The sequence below is a fragment of the Nocardia sp. NPDC004278 genome, assembly GCF_053602975.1.
The window spans coordinates 48,988-62,220 of record NZ_JBSGEQ010000006.1 but is presented as its reverse complement, the minus strand read 5'-3'; the positions used below and the strand labels follow the sequence as shown (position 1 = coordinate 62,220).

9 protein-coding genes are annotated in these 13,233 nt (G+C 66.4%); 4 read left to right on the top strand and 5 right to left on the bottom strand.

Going from position 1 to position 13,233, the window contains the following annotated elements; genetic code table 11:
- Nucleotides 1–55 precede the first annotated feature (55 nt).
- The 3 genes from ACWEO2_RS11305 to ACWEO2_RS11295 form a co-directional block, all read right to left on the bottom strand.
- Complete coding sequence (locus ACWEO2_RS11305) at nt 56–673, bottom strand: pyridoxamine 5'-phosphate oxidase family protein (protein ID WP_452405189.1); 618 nt, start codon at nt 671–673, stop codon at nt 56–58.
- Between the two features lie 171 nt (nt 674–844).
- Nucleotides 845–2,563 carry a hydroxysqualene dehydroxylase gene (locus ACWEO2_RS11300; RefSeq protein WP_452405188.1) on the bottom strand — a complete coding sequence of 573 codons (1,719 nt, stop codon included), beginning with the start codon at nt 2,561–2,563 and terminating at the stop codon, nt 845–847.
- Nucleotides 2,564–3,298: 735 nt separating this feature from the next.
- Complete coding sequence (locus tag ACWEO2_RS11295) at nt 3,299–4,261, bottom strand: EamA family transporter (protein WP_452405187.1); 963 nt, start codon at nt 4,259–4,261, stop codon at nt 3,299–3,301.
- Between the two features lie 159 nt (nt 4,262–4,420).
- Here ACWEO2_RS11295 and ACWEO2_RS11290 point away from each other — a divergent pair, with 159 nt between their 5' ends.
- Nucleotides 4,421–5,317: a LysR family transcriptional regulator gene (locus ACWEO2_RS11290; protein WP_452405186.1), complete on the top strand. Its 897-nt coding sequence runs from the start codon at nt 4,421–4,423 to the stop codon at nt 5,315–5,317.
- A gap of 45 nt (nt 5,318–5,362) precedes the next feature.
- Here the strand turns inward: ACWEO2_RS11290 and ACWEO2_RS11285 are convergent, their stop codons facing one another.
- A complete protein-coding gene (locus ACWEO2_RS11285) occupies nt 5,363–7,063 on the bottom strand; it encodes a nucleotide-binding protein (RefSeq protein ID WP_452405185.1) in 1,701 nt (566 codons plus the stop codon).
- Between the two features lie 498 nt (nt 7,064–7,561).
- On the opposite strand from ACWEO2_RS11285, the gene ACWEO2_RS11280 reads away from it, so the two are divergent.
- Nucleotides 7,562–8,305, top strand: a complete 744-nt coding sequence (locus ACWEO2_RS11280) for an SDR family NAD(P)-dependent oxidoreductase (protein ID WP_452405184.1) — start codon at nt 7,562–7,564, stop codon at nt 8,303–8,305.
- Between the two features lie 136 nt (nt 8,306–8,441).
- On the opposite strand, the gene leuA is transcribed toward ACWEO2_RS11280, so the two are convergent.
- The gene (gene leuA, locus ACWEO2_RS11275; RefSeq protein ID WP_452405183.1) at nt 8,442–10,235 is read right to left on the bottom strand and encodes a 2-isopropylmalate synthase; all 1,794 of its coding nucleotides are present in this window, start codon (nt 10,233–10,235) and stop codon (nt 8,442–8,444) included.
- Between the two features lie 284 nt (nt 10,236–10,519).
- Between leuA and ACWEO2_RS11270 the strand changes: the two genes are divergently transcribed.
- Both ACWEO2_RS11270 and ACWEO2_RS11265 read left to right on the top strand, forming a co-directional pair.
- Nucleotides 10,520–11,287, top strand: a complete 768-nt coding sequence (locus tag ACWEO2_RS11270) for a sulfite exporter TauE/SafE family protein (RefSeq protein WP_452405182.1) — start codon at nt 10,520–10,522, stop codon at nt 11,285–11,287.
- A gap of 193 nt (nt 11,288–11,480) precedes the next feature.
- Nucleotides 11,481–13,055, top strand: coding sequence for an alpha/beta hydrolase (locus tag ACWEO2_RS11265; protein WP_452405181.1), 1,575 nt, complete (start codon nt 11,481–11,483; stop codon nt 13,053–13,055).
- The last annotated feature ends 178 nt before the right edge of the window (nt 13,056–13,233 follow it).

The window sequence follows — 13,233 nt, the reverse complement described above, 5'->3', positions numbered from 1 at the left end:
TTCTGCTCGCCGACGCATTCGCTGCGGGCCGCACGCTGGCCGGCAGTGACGGCGCTCACTCCTGGTACAGCTTGGCGTTGTAATTCTCCGGCGAGTAGTGGCGCTCCAGTTCCTCCACCGACTCCGTCACGTTGGTCTGGACCTCCTTGACCAGGCAGGCCGGACTGGGCAGGTTGTCCTCCGGCCACAGCTCCGGTTCCCACAGGTGACTGCGGATGAACGCCTTGGCGCAGTGGAAGAAGATCTGCTCGATATCGACCTCGATGGCCAGGATCGGGCGGTGTCCCCGCACCACCATGTCATCGAAATACGGAGCGTCGCGGACCAGCCGGGCCCGGCCGTTGATGCGCAGCGTCTCGCGGCGGCCCGGAATCATGAACAGCAGCCCGACATGCGGATTGCTGAGGATATTCAGATAGCCGTCGGCCCTGCGGTTGCCTGGTCGTTCCGGGATGGCGATGGTGGTGTCGTCGAGCACCTTCACGAATCCGGGCGGATCGCCCTTCGGCGAGGTATCGCAGTTGCCCGCGGCATCACTGGTGCTCAGGGCGATGAACGGGGTGGCGGCGATCCAGTCGCGGTCGCGCGGATGGAGTGCGATGCGCTCCTTGGTCGCGGCTCGCGGCAGCACCTCCCCGAGCAGCTGCCGCAGGTCGGCCGGTTCGGTGATCACTCCCCCGCCTCCCCGGAACTTTTGCCGGTCGTTGAGCACGTGCAGACTCCTGTTCCGGGCCGCCGGATACATGCTGAACGACTCTTGGGCGTACCCGACGAGTTACCCATGTGCTGACGAAATCAGTGATTACGTTGGCACTCTAAGGTGATTCGCGTAGCGAGTCCAGGGCTAGAGACGCACGTCGAACAGGTTCGGCTGGCCCGCGGCGTAGCGTTCGGCGTCGATGCGGCGCAGTGGTTCCAACTCGGGGACCCGGTAGAGGGTGAACTTGCGGCAGCGCTCGGCATTCGAGCCGGATACCTCGAGAATGGCGTTGACGGCGTCGCGCGCGGATTCGTTGGCGCCCTCCATGGTCGCGAGGTCGACATTGGTGCGCACGTAATCGCCTGCCAGAAAAAGATTTTCGAGCGCGCCGTGCGGCTCCGGTCGGCAATCCCAGGAACCGGCGGTATTGATCAGCAGCGGGTCGGCATTGGCATTGCGCCGCTGCGATTCCTGCCAGCTGATGCCGGTATCGAGGAACCACGAATGCAGATCGCTATCGCGCAGCAGCTCACCGCGATCGTTGAGATGGGCGGTGAGCTGGGCCCATACCTCGCGGGCGATCTCCTCGTGTGTGCACTCCTTGGCGGGTTTGCCGTAGAGCATTCCGGGGGTGTTCCAGTCGGAGATATCGACCGAAAGACAATCCTGCACGGTGCCGTCGCCGAATTCGGTGAGTTTGCGCGTCCAGAGCTGATTCTGGGTGATCGAGGTGAGCGACCACGGTGCATCGATATAGGCGGTGTGACCGCGCGAAATATCCATCGGCCTGCGCAGATAGAACTGGATACCGTTCATCCAATCGACGAACAGTCGATCCATCGCGGCCAGTTCCGGACGCACCGCGAGCACGTCGGGCGACCACAGTGCGCGGGCCTGTTCGGCGGGCAGCGCCACCACGAAATAGTCGGCGTCGACACCGTGCGTGGTACCGGTCTCATCGACGACGCGGGCCGAGGCGATGCGCCGATCGCGCACATCGAGCCCGCGCACCTCGGTGCCCATCGCGAATTGCACACCGAGTTCGCGCAACCGCTGCACCCACGGATCGATCCAGACCGAATTGGTCGGGCCGTTCAATACCCGGTCCAGTGCGCCATCGTTGCCGACCTCGAAGGGGTTGCCCAGGAACTGTTCGCCCATAGTGCCGATGGTCCGGACGCTGGCGACATCCTCCTTCGCCGCCACCATGATGCTGGTCAACGTGCGCGAGAGCAGTGCACGGAATTCGTGGGAGCGCTCGTGCCCGCCGACAAAATCGCGCCACGAGGTGTATTCCCACTGGCCGTAGCGGCGGGCGTCGCAACTGGAATTGAAGACCAATAGTCGATCGGCGAAGTAGGCGCCCTCATCGGCGGGCATTTTCAGTGCCGTGGAAATCGTCGCGCCCACGGTTTCGCGGAACGACTCCGGAGTGAAACTCGTGCGGGCCTTCGGGCCGAGTGGTAGTCGGAAATCGTCGCCGTCGCGTCGCGCGAAACGTGCCTCGGGCACGCCGATAAGATTGTTCCAGACGCCATTCGGATTGCCCGCGTACGGAATTCGCCGCATCGTATCCGGAATATGTTGGTAGAAGCCGGGAAAGAAGCGGAAGCCGTGCTCACCGGGCAGGTCCGGCCGTCCCCCCGATCCGGTGCCCGGCACCGGAATGCTGCGCGCCTTGCCGCCGAGCGCGCGTCTCTCGTATACGGTGACCTGGAATCCACGCTCGGCCAATTCGTGCGCCGCGGTCAAACCCGCGACCCCGCCGCCGAATACCGCGACCCGCCTGCCGCCGGGACTCCCCGCGGCAGGCGCCGGTCTCAGCGCACCGGCCGACAGCGTCCCCGCCGTCGCTACCCCCATCGCGACCGTCCCGCGAAGCATTGCCCGCCGCGAAACGGCCCACCGTTGATCTGCCATGCGCTTGTTTGTGCCTAGCCTCGGGACCTGACCTCTACCGCCGCAAACACTGTAAAGCGGCAACCGGCGGGCACCCCGACCCACCCCTGACGCCGCCACCCGAACCCCGATCGGTCTGACTTTCGGCAGGTGCGCGATTACAGCGGGGCAGACATTACCGGGCTGTGCGAGCGACCCGAGTTAGTTCCTGGAACCGAGGTTGTACGCAACCTTCGCAGGTCGAGGCGTTGCGGTGGGCGGTGCTTTCGGTCTTCGGCGAAAGCGCCAGGTAGCTCGCTTGCGGTGGGCGTGTGTTGCTTATCGCAGGCTGTGTCGAGTGCTGTTCGGCGTAACCGGTTCGTCATGGCGCGACTGGCTGTGGCAGTGCTGTTGCAGGCCATGGTGTGCTGCGTGTCACTCTCAACTATGCCGATGGCTCGGCGTAACCGGTTCGCCCCGGCGTGCGACGCGGTGCGGCAACCCATTGCCGTGATGACGGTGCGCTGTTGCACATTGCCGTCGCCGAAAGGTCTACGCCGCGTTGGTGGCCGAATTCGATTCCTTCGGTGGGAATTTCGGCGAGATCGCCGCGAGTCGGCACTTGCGTGGCGCTGGGCGAGGTGCCGCTCGCTCGCGGGTGTCGTGGCTGCGTCGGCAAACCGAAACGGACCCGGGCCGGGGTTCGTTGTCGCTGGTGGGTCAGGCCTCGACCAATCGGGGTTGCCCGCCGAGAGGCCGATCCGATGCCGGAACGGTTGGAACCGATTCCGTTGTCGCGGGCGCAGCGCGGCGCCCGGCTTTCGTTGCCGCGAACGCGCCTGCGATCACGATTGCTCCACCGAGCAGCGATAGCGGCGTCGGGTCCTCACCGAATGCGGCCCAGGCGGCGAGGATGCCGACCACCGGGACGAGCAGGGACATCGGCGCAACAGTGCTGGCCGGGTAGCGGCTCATCAGGTAGGTCCACAGACCGGAGCCTGTGATGGTGCCGAGCGCGACGATATAGGCGAGCCCGAGCAGTGCGTGCCAGCCGCTGGGGGAGGTGGCGTCGGTGAGTGCGCGCAGACCGGTTGTCGGTCCCTCGGTGAGTGCGGAGAGTGCGAAGAGCGGGATCGGTGGCACAACCGTCATCCACAGCGTGAGGTGCAGCGGGTTGACGCCACCTGATGTGGTGGCCAGCCGGGACCCGATATTGCCGAAGGCCCAACCGAGCCCGCCCGCCAGTGTCAGCACCACCGGCAGCAGTGCGGCATGCTGTGCCCGATCGACCCCGATCACCACGATGCCCGCCACCGCGACCGCAAGGCCGAACAGCTGCGTCCCCCGCAACCGCTCCCGCAGCAACAGCGCACCGAGCACAACCGTGAACGGCGCCGAGGACTGCAGCACCAGCGAGGACAACCCGGTCGGCATCCCCGCCCGCATCGCCGTGAACAGGAACGCGAACTGCAGAATCCCGAATCCGATGCCGTACAGCAGAAACCATCGCATCGGTACTTCCGGACGCGGAACGAACACCACCACCGGCACCGCGATCACCACAAACCGCAGCGCAGCGAAAAAGAACGGCGGAAAGTGGTCCAGCCCCACCCGAATAGCAATGAAGTTCAGCCCCCAGAGCACCACAACAGCGAGCCCGAGCAGTCGATCACGATTCGTCACGTTCTTTATCGTGAGTAATAAAACAAATAAGAACAATCGAATAAATATGCACTATCAATGTAGCATCACTTAATGGTCTCCAATCCTGAATCCCGTCGAGCCCCTGCCACAGGCGCGGTCCGGGGCACAGCGTCGGAGAACGTTCGAGTAGGGCCGCCGATGGCGGTTGAGCGGCTGCGGGTGCTGCGCGAATTCGCGGATCGCGGGACGATCGCGGCTGTCGCGGAGGCGCTTTCGATGACGCCGTCTGCGGTGTCGCAGCAGCTCAAGGTGCTCGGCAAGGAGGCGGGCGTCGCCTTGCTCGAGCCCGATGGTCGGCGGGTGCGCCTCACCGATGCGGGGCACGCCCTCGTCGTGCGCGCCGACGAGGTGCTCGCCGCGATGGACCGCGCCGTGGCCGAGATGGCCAACTATCGCGGCTCTGCCCGCGGTCGCGTCCGCGTCGCGTTGTTTCCATCCGGCGCCGCACTATTGCTGCCGCGGGTGCTGCCCGCTCTCGCCGACAGTGGCGTCGAGGTCATCGCCCGCGACGAGGATGTTCCGCCGAGCGAAGTGCCGCGTCTGCTCGCCGACTACGACATCGTCCTCACCCACCGCGACGAGCGCTCGCCCGGTATCGCGGGCCCGCGTGTCAGTACCACCGTCATCATGCGCGAACCCACCGATGTCGTTGTCGCCCTGACGCATCCGCTCGCTGGCCGCACCGAGGTAACGCCCGCCGAACTCGCAGAGGAAACCTGGCTGAGCGTCCGCGGCGGCTTCCCGGTCGACGATGTCCTGCGCTCCATTGTCACCATGACCGGCGTCCAACCCCGTATCGCCCAGCGCCTCAACGACTTCCGCGTAATCGAAACCCTGGTCGCCGCCAACTACGGCGTAGCCCTCATGCCCCGCTGGGCTGTTGCCCACCCCAACCTCGCGGTCCTACGCCTCTCCGGCGTCCGCGCCGCCCGCCTCTACGAACTGGCCACCCGCCCCCACGCCCCCACCCGCCCCGCCATAGCCACCGTCCTAACCGCCTTCCACACCGCCGCCCGCCAAGTAACAGCCGAATAATGTTCTGCGCCAGTGCCGGAGGAGCGGGGCGGCCGGTTTGTGGGGCTAGTAGTGGCGGGGTGGGCTCGGGCGGTACTGCTGGGAGCCCATGTAGCTGAAGTCGTCGGCGACCATGGCGGCCAGTTCGAGGAGGGCTCGGCGGGTTGGTTTGCTGACCAGTTCCAGGTCGATTTCGGCGCCCTCGGCGAGGTGGTCGTCGAAGGGGACCACCTGGACTGCTCGGGTGCGGTCCAGGAAGAGTTTGCGTAGTTGGTCCAGGTCGACGGTGGAGGCGCCGCGGCGAGAGGCGTTGACCACCACCACGGTTCGTTCGACCAACTTGCCGTAGCCGTGGTGGTCGAGCCAGTCCAGGGTGGCGGAGGCGCTGCGGGCGCCGTCGATGGCGGGGGAGGTCACGAGCACCAGCGAGCTGGCCATGTCCAGTACACCGGCCATTGCCGAGTGCATCAGGCCGGTGCCGCAGTCGGTGAGGATGATGTTGTAGAACGACTGCAGGATACCGATGGCCTGGCGGTAGTCGGCCTCGCTGAAGGCCTCGGAAACCGCTGGATCCTGTTCACTGGCAAGCACTTCCAGTCGGCTCGGCGCCTGGGAGGTATGCGCCCGGACATCGGAGTACCTGGTGATGTGGCTGTCCTCGAGCAGGTTGCGCACGGTGGAGCGGGTCTGCCGCGGCACCCGGTGCGCGAGCGTGCCGAGGTCGGGATTGGCGTCGATCGCGATGACCCGGTCGCCGCGCAGCGAGGAGAACGTCGATCCGAGCCCGACCGTGGTCGTGGTCTTGCCGACGCCACCCTTGAGCGAGAGGATCGCGATCCGATAGTCGCCGCGCACCGGCTGATTTACCCGGTCGACGAGATCGCGGTAGACGACATCCGCCGCGGACTCACCCGGATTGATCATGCCGCCGGAGGCCTTGTGCACGGCCCGGCGCCAGCCACTGCGCGGTGCCTTGCGGGCCCGCTTGAGCAGATTCAGATCATTGACCGAATGCCCTGGCTGCCCAGGTTGCGGCACATGCTGCGGCTGGAACGGCTGCTGCGGCTGATACGGATTCGGCGGCCCGCCTTGCCATCCGGGCGGCGGCCCCTGCTCGGCGTACGGCATCTGACCGGTATTCGGCCCCTGATCCACATAGCCCGGCGGACCCTGTTCCGCATAGGGCAGCTGCCCGGCGTGTGGCTGACCCATGGGCGGTTGCCCCATCGGCGGTTGCCCCATGGGCGGCTGCTGATACATCGGCGGCTGCTGCACCGGCGGTGGCGGCGCCCAGCTGTAGATCGGCCCACTCTGCGGTTCGCCGTGACCATCCTGCGAGACCCGCCGGACCAGCCCATCGGGCCCGATCTCCTGCCGGAACTCACCATAGGACGGCTCGGGCTGCACCGGGTGGCTACCACTCTGCCCAGGACCCGGCTGCGCGAATTGGCTGGTGCTGTAAGGCCCGTACGGCTCCGGCGCACCGGGCGGCGCGAAGCCGTCGGGCGGTCCGTACTGCTGTGGCATCCCGGCCTGCGGGTAGGTCGTGGTCTGATCCATCGGCCCCGCGGGGTATCCGGCGAACTGCCCGGGCTCCGACTGTGCGGGCTCGTCGGGCTGCTCGGATTCGTGCTGGTCGGTGGCCTCGGCGGTCTCGTGCCCGTCGCCTGCGTGCTCGGGTGCCGCGTCGGCGCTTGCGGATTCGGCCGCCTCGTCCTGCGCCGCGTGCTGACCCGAGGAGTCGGTGGTGACCTCGGCCGTATCCACCGAGTGACTCTGCAGCCAGGGCGGAGAAGTCGGGTTGTGGTCGTTAGTTGTCACTGTTCCCCCATCTGCTCGGAATTCGAGCAGAGAGCTCGGCGCTTGAATGCGAATCAACGCTAGCACGGGGTTCATGCCCCCGCGCCGTGGTGTATACAGCAGACGCGCCGGGTGACACGCCGCCACTACCACTGCTAGCAGGTGGCTCGAAAACACTGATCCAACAGCGAGTTCGAGACTCGGACGCCCGAATCGACAACAGATCGTCACCAATGGGCATCCTGGTCTCACCGTACTCCCCGGGCTCAGCCGAGGTGCCGGATCGCTCGGACCCGGCCCGAACGACCTCGGCCCCAACGAAGCCCGGGTCCATGAACTCGGCTCGAGCGAATGTGTAGCAGCGCATCCTGATTCGCTGACGCGGTGACCGGCACAGCGAGTCCACATCGGTATGAGGGCGATCACATTTCGTCACAGCCGAGTGCCGCCCGGCGTCTTGTGGCCATGACGAATACGGAACAGACCTCGGTGCTGATCACCGGGGCGAACAAGGGACTCGGACTCGAGGCGGCCCGGCGGCTCGGCGAACAGGGTTGGACGATCTTCCTCGGATCGCGTGACGAAGCCCGAGGACGAGCGGCGGCCGAGAGGCTGACCGCCGATGGCGCGAACGTGGTCCTGGTGCCGCTGGATGTGACCTCGGACGAGTCGGTGGCCGACGCGGTCGGCCTCGTCCGCGAGCACACCGACCGGCTGGATGTGCTGATCAACAATGCCGGCGCGCCCGGGCAGATCATCGCGCCCGCGGACGCGACGGTCGACGAAATTCACTCGGTCTACGACACCAACGTGTACGGACCGATCAGGGTCACGCGTGCATTCCTGCCCTTGCTGCAGAAGGCGGACAATCCGCGGGTGGTGATGGTGTCCAGCGCCGCCGGTTCCTTCGCGGTCGTGACCGATCCTGAGCAGCCCGTGTCGAAAATGCACGAGCTCGCCTACACCTCGTCGAAAGCGGCGCTGAACATGATTACCGTTCGGTACGCCCAGGCGCTGCCGCAGATCAAGTTCAATGTCGCGACTCCCGGAGAAGTCGCCAACCACACCTTCGCCGCCACCGATATGAACAATCACACCGGTCAGCTGACGGTCACCGAGGGCACCGACTCGATCGTCGGACTTGCGATGATCGACGCAGACGGTCCGACCGGGATCTTCGTCGACCGCCTCGGACCTGTGGCGTGGTGACCACCTCAAACCGCGAGGCTGTGAACCGGTCCATGAGGGGAATTCGGCCCGAGCCCTACCAAATGGGGCTCGGGCCGAGTTCGGGAAGTGGTTGCGCGCCGCTGACATAGCAGCGCTTCAGCGCGGCAAGACCGCCTCAGTGCGCCCGGTTGACCGCCGAAACAACAGCCCGCAGCGACGCGGTCGTAATGGACGTGGCGATACCTACACCCCAAACCACCTTGTCGCCGATCGCGCACTCCACATACGCCGCGGCCTGCGCGTCGTCACCGGCCGACATTGCGTGCTCGGAGTAATCCAGCACCCGCACATCGAAACCGACTGCGGCAATCGCGTCGACGAAGGCGGCGAGCGGGCCATTGCCCGCGCCGGTGATCTCCTGCTCCACGCCGTCGACCTTCACCACCGCGGCGATCGAGTCGACGCCGCCGTCGGTTTCCGAGGCGGTGACCTTCTGGCGCATCCGCTCCAGTGGGCGGATCGGGCTCAGGTACTCCTCGGCGAAGACGTCCCACATCTCCTTGGGCGAGACCTCGCCGCCCTCACCGTCGGTGATCTTCTGGATCGCCTGGGAGAACTCGATCTGCAGCCGCCGCGGCAGCACCAGCCCGTGGTCGGTCTTCATGATGTAGGCGACGCCGCCCTTGCCGGACTGCGAGTTGACCCGGATGACGGCCTCGTAGGTGCGTCCGACATCCTTCGGGTCGATCGGCAGGTAGGGCACCTCCCAGACGATGTCATCGACATCCGAATCGGCTGCGTCGGCCGCCACCTTCATCGCGTCCAGACCCTTGTTGATCGCGTCCTGGTGCGATCCGGAGAACGCGGTGTAGACCAGATCGCCGCCGTACGGGTGGCGCTCGTGCACCGGCAGCTGGTTGCAGTATTCGACGGTGCGGCGGATCTCGTCGATATCGGAGAAGTTGATCTGCGGATCGACGCCGCGGGAGAACATATTCATCCCCAGCGTCACCAGGCACACATTGCCGGTGCGCTCACCGTTGCCGAACAGACAGCCTTCGATGCGATCGGCTCCGGCCTGGTAGCCCAGTTCGGCGGCGGCCACCGCGGTGCCGCGGTCATTGTGCGGGTGCAGCGACAGCACGATCGAATCGCGGCGGGCCAGGTTGCGGCTCATCCACTCGATCGAATCGGCGTACACATTCGGGGTCGCCATCTCGACGGTCGCGGGCAGGTTGATGATCATCGGCTTATCCGGGGTCGGCGCGATGATCTCGGTGACCGCGTCGCAGACCTCCTTGGCGTAGGCCAGCTCGGTGCCGGTGTAGGACTCCGGGCTGTACTCGTAGCGCCAGTTGGTGTCCGGGTAATTCTTTTCGATCTCCAGGCACAGCTTCGCGGCATCGGTCGCGATCTTCTTCACCGCTTCCTGGTCCGCGCGGAACACCACACGCCGCTGCAGCACCGAGGTCGAGTTGTAGAAGTGGACGATCACATTGGCCGCACCGGCGCACGCCTCGAAGGTGCGCTCGATCAGCTCGGCGCGACACTGGGTCAGCACCTGGATGCTGACGTCCTCGGGAATGGCCCCGTCCTCGATGATCTCGCGGACGAAGTCGAAATCGGTCTGGCTGGCCGACGGGAAGCCGACCTCGATCTCCTTGTAGCCCATCCGCACCAGCAGGTCGAACATGCGGCGCTTGCGAGCGGGGCTCATCGGATCGATCAGCGCCTGGTTGCCATCGCGCAGGTCGACGGCGCACCAGCCGGGGGCGCGGTCGATGATCTTGTCCGGCCAGGTGCGGCCGGGCAGCGTGATCGGCTCGACTTCCTCGGCGAAGGGCCGGTACCGGAAGGTCGGCATGGACGAGTTCTGCTGCCGGTTCCAGGCGGGCTGGTCGGCCGGCGCGGGCTTGGATGGGGGTGTGATGGTGCGCGTGCCGGATACGAAAGCGTCAGCGGGGGACATGCGATTTCTCCAGGGTGTGGTGGATCCCAGTTATGGGGTCGACCGGCGCCGCAGAACCCCGCGACGGGAAGCCGGTCCGATCAGACCCCGTCGCGGCGGCCGAGAAGAAGTGCCCGCTGCATGATGTCGGCGAGTTTACAGTGCGGCAATGCGTCGATGAAAGTCCGGTCCCCATCGTCCGGTCATCCGACGTAACGATTAGCGTTCCGACCGGCTGGTGAACGCCGGTACGGATCCCTGTGAGGTCAACCACAGGCTCCGACGGGACGTAAGAGGTAGTTCAGATGACTTGGTTGGAACAACTGGCCGTTTTCGGCGCGGGTATCGCGGCGGGCGGCATCAACACCATCGTGGGATCGGGCACCCTCATCACCTTCCCGGTGCTGCTCGCCTTCGGGATCGCGCCGGTCACGGCGAATGTCTCGAACACCATCGGGCTGGTCCCCGGCGGAATCAGCGGCGCGCACGGCTACCGGCGCGAACTCACCGGACAGCGCGCCAGGCTGGTCCGACTCGGCACCGCATCCCTGCTCGGCGGCATCACCGGTGCGATCCTGCTGCTCACGCTTCCGGCGTCGGCCTTCAAGGCCATTGTCCCGGCGCTGATCATCGTGGCGCTGATCCTGGTCGTGGTTCAGCCGCGGCTGGCGCGCTGGGTGAAACAGCGCCGCGCGGCCGATATCGGTCCGCAACCCGAACACGGTGGCCTGATCCTGTTCCTCGCGATCTTCGCGTGCGGCATCTACGGCGGCTATTTCGGCGCGGCGCAGGGTGTGCTGCTGATCGGCTTACTCGGGGTGTTCGTGCACGAGGACATCCAGCGGCTGAACGGCGTCAAGAATGTGCTCGGACTGTTGGTCAACGCGGTCTCCGCGGTGATCTTCACGCTGATCGCCGATGTCGACTGGCGGGTGGCGGCGCTGATCGCCGTCGGCTCGATCATCGGCGGGCAGTTGGGCGCGAAGTTGGGCAGGCGGATGCCGCCCAATGTCCTGCGCGGGGTCATCGTGGTGGTGGGCAGCATTGCCGTCGTCCGATTGCTGATGACCTAGCACCGAGCGGCGCGGTGGTCGGTCCGAGGGCCGAGCGGCAATAGTCCTGTCGACCGGGTGAGTTCGACCTGAGGTGGAGGAAGTACGTGGCACTCGAGATGCGCAGCCCCTAGTGCGGACGTACTTGCGGCGGAGCAGGATTGGTCCGAAAGGAGGACGACGCGGACCGGGTCCGCAACGCAGGATGATCGGTATGCGTGGGTGGAAGATCGTCGGGTTGGCAGTGCTCGTCCTGGTGCCGTCATTGGTCGCGTGCACCCGGCAGAGCGAGGCGGTATCGCAGATCGCCGAACTCGTCGCACAGGCCGATGCGGCGCCGACCCCGAAACTCGATTGGGCGCAGTGCACCGAACCCGAGTTGAGCAGGTATCAGTGCGCCACCGCGGCGGTCCCGATCGACTATGCGCAACCCAGCGGCCCGACGCTGGCCCTCGCGATCATCAAACAGCCCGCCACCGACAAGGACCGGCGCATCGGCACCCTGTTCACCGCGGTCGGCGGACCGGGCGGTTCGGGCTTCAAATGGGCCAGCCACGGCGAGCTGTTCTCCGGTGAGGTGGCCCGCCGATTCGATGTGATCAGCTTCGACCAGCGCGGCATCGGCCGCAGCGGACGGGTGCGCTGCTTCCCGAATGCCGAAGAGCAGCACCGGTTCTGGTCCGAATTCCTACTGCCGCCGACCACCGCCGAACAGGAGGGCATCGCCGCGCGCAATGCCCGTGCGCTGGCCGCCGGATGCGCCGCGAACAGTCCGGAGCTGCTGCCGCATCTCACCACCGTCGATGCCGCCCGCGATCTGGATCTGCTGCGCCGCGCGGTCGGCGACGCGACGATGACCTATGAAGGCGGGTCCTACGCGAGTTATCTGGGCGAGGTCTACGGCGCGCTCTTCGGTGACCGGGTCCGGGCACTGAAACTCGGTTCGATGATCGACCCGGACGCCTACACCAACGATTCGTCCGCCCAGATCGCCGACTCCGCGGCGGGTACCGAGGAGGTGCTGACCGAATTCCTGCGGCTGTGCGCCGAAGCGGGCCAGCCGCGGTGCGCCTTCGCGGGCCCGGCCAAGACCGACGCCGCCGCACTGCGCACCCGCAACGAGGCCGTGCTCGACCGGCTGCGTCAGGGCCCGATCGAGGTCGGACAGGGTGAGCGCGCCCGCGCGGTGACCCTGGCCGAGGTGCTGCCCGCCCACGCCACCATGCTCTACGACCCGAAGGAAGGCTGGCCCGCGCTGGCCGAGCTGCTCACCGAACTCGAGCGCGGTCCGGCGGGCAATCCCGATGCGGTACAGCAGATTCTGTCCGCTGGCGGTTTCACCGATGACTTCCTCGACGCCTACACCGCGATCAGCTGCGCGGACAACAACTTTGGTCACGAACCCGAGCAATGGCCAACGCTGGCAACCGAACTCGCGAACACCGCACCGCATTACGGTGCCATGTGGCTGTATCTGCGCCAGGCCTGTGGGGCCTGGCCCGCATCCGCCAAGGGCTATCCGCAGCGCATCACCGGTCCGTGGATTCTGCGCTCGGATAAGCCAGCCCTGCTGTTCAACAACCGATTCGATCCGGTCACCCCGCTGACGGCCGCCCGCCGGGCCCAGCAGGAATTGGTCAACGCCAGACTGGTGGTCATCGAGGGCGGCTATGGTCACGAGGTGGTGGGCGACTGCGCGGGCCGTCTCCAGGAGCACTATCTCGTCGACCTGCAACTCCCCGCACCCGGTGCGACCTGCAAGCCGGATAGGGCACCTTTCGCCGACTGAACAGGCCGCGCGGCCTTCCGGTTTCGGGGTGCACGGCGGTCTCGGCAACCGCTGCCGCCGCCGGCGCATCCCCTCGGTCGACCAAGATCATTCCCAGCACTGTTCAGCGCACCGGAATCCCGGTAGTCTGCGCTCGGCCATGCGTGACGAGGGAGGTGGCCGGGTGCACAGACGTGCC

Coding starts and splice junctions, on each gene's coding strand:
- ACWEO2_RS11300 (WP_452405188.1), bottom strand. CDS start 2,563: ATGGGGGTAGCGACGGCGGGGACGCTGTCGGCCGGTGCGCTGAGACCG.
- ACWEO2_RS11290 (WP_452405186.1), top strand. CDS start 4,421: ATGGCGGTTGAGCGGCTGCGGGTGCTGCGCGAATTCGCGGATCGCGGG.
- ACWEO2_RS11280 (WP_452405184.1), top strand. CDS start 7,562: ATGACGAATACGGAACAGACCTCGGTGCTGATCACCGGGGCGAACAAG.
- leuA (WP_452405183.1), bottom strand. CDS start 10,235: ATGTCCCCCGCTGACGCTTTCGTATCCGGCACGCGCACCATCACACCC.
- ACWEO2_RS11270 (WP_452405182.1), top strand. CDS start 10,520: ATGACTTGGTTGGAACAACTGGCCGTTTTCGGCGCGGGTATCGCGGCG.
- ACWEO2_RS11265 (WP_452405181.1), top strand. CDS start 11,481: ATGCGTGGGTGGAAGATCGTCGGGTTGGCAGTGCTCGTCCTGGTGCCG.